General features: G+C 52.9%; 2 protein-coding genes. One reads left to right on the top strand and one right to left on the bottom strand.

Annotated elements, in window-relative coordinates:
* Positions 1-411 precede the first annotated feature (411 nt).
* A complete protein-coding gene (locus tag AC1DRJ_RS29200) occupies positions 412-546 on the bottom strand; it encodes a hypothetical protein (protein WP_477805187.1) in 135 nt (44 codons plus the stop codon).
* Between the two features lie 203 nt (positions 547-749).
* Between AC1DRJ_RS29200 and AC1DRJ_RS29195 the strand changes: the two genes are divergently transcribed.
* Positions 750-1,052 (top strand): hypothetical protein (locus AC1DRJ_RS29195; protein WP_477805186.1); only part of this gene is annotated, 303 nt, incomplete at its 3' end.

Genomic DNA, 1,052 nt, shown 5'->3' with positions numbered 1-1,052 from the left:
CAAATGGACGTCGTGCCACAAACACGACAAAAGGCGAGGAACAAAAACTCCCCATAACCGACAGATACTATCCAGCGGGCATCCAAGGAATTATGTCCCGTTGTCGCGAAAGCCGTGATCAGTCGAAAAACACCGTCCAATCGGCTCCACATCGATAAAGGCGGACCCAGCCTCTACATTTTGAGGACTTCCACGACGACCTGATTGATCTGGATCACCATCCAAGTTACCGCGCTTGTCGCTCCGACCAATGACCATCAGCACCAGGTCGAAGGTGCCTTGCCACGTCGATGCTCCGGAAATTTTCAGGCACCTTTCCTCGTTGTGGTGTCGCTTCCTATGAATCCGCGTTGGGGTCGCTCGGTTCGAACTGCGAATCGTCGAGTGGCTTGCTATCAGCCACGGCCTGTTTCAACGCCTTAAGCCATGCGTCGTAGTCGCAAGCAAAGGGTGGATCATTACAAAAGTGAGCATCTTGCAGCGCGCGCCCATGGTTCCTTTCTCAACGCATTCGATGTTGCCGTCTCTGTTGTTGTCGTCGGTCATGCTGTTTTCCTCGTTGGTGGCGGCGATCCGGTCGTGAGGTTGATTCGGTGCTTCGATCCGGCCGAGGGGCTTGTGACCTCGGAGGCCTCAGAGTCTTTATCCATGAAGGGCAAGAGTCCGGAGTGTCACCTTCATGACTTCCTACTATGCTTCACCCGCTAGGCTTCGCTCCATCACACGATCAAATACAAAGAGACTTTGAGATGCGTACCAGCCGCTTTGCCTTGGCTCTGATGATATGTCATCTCGCAATACCCTCTTTCGGATTTGCAGCCGCGAAGAAGGACACCAAAAAGCAGGGGCTACCAGACTGTGAAAAGTTACAAGTCGATGGCTCCAACCTATCCGCCGAAGAAAACGAGTTCCTACTCTCCGTCCAGAAGCCCCTACTTACTTCCGAGATCCTAGGGTTCGCCCTTGGTCACGAGACGATTCTTGACGACTTCTACGCTCAGCGCAAAGGCAAAGAGTTCAATACTGATGTGATGAAACTCAAGGAGTTCGCC

The sequence above is a fragment of the Pseudomonas sp. P5_B2 genome, from assembly GCF_056400445.1.
This window is presented reverse-complemented; position numbering and strand designations above follow the sequence as displayed.

Excerpts from the sequence above, each read along its gene's own strand:
- AC1DRJ_RS29200 (WP_477805187.1), bottom strand. The coding sequence starts at position 546 with ATGACCGACGACAACAACAGAGACGGCAACATCGAATGCGTTGAGAAA.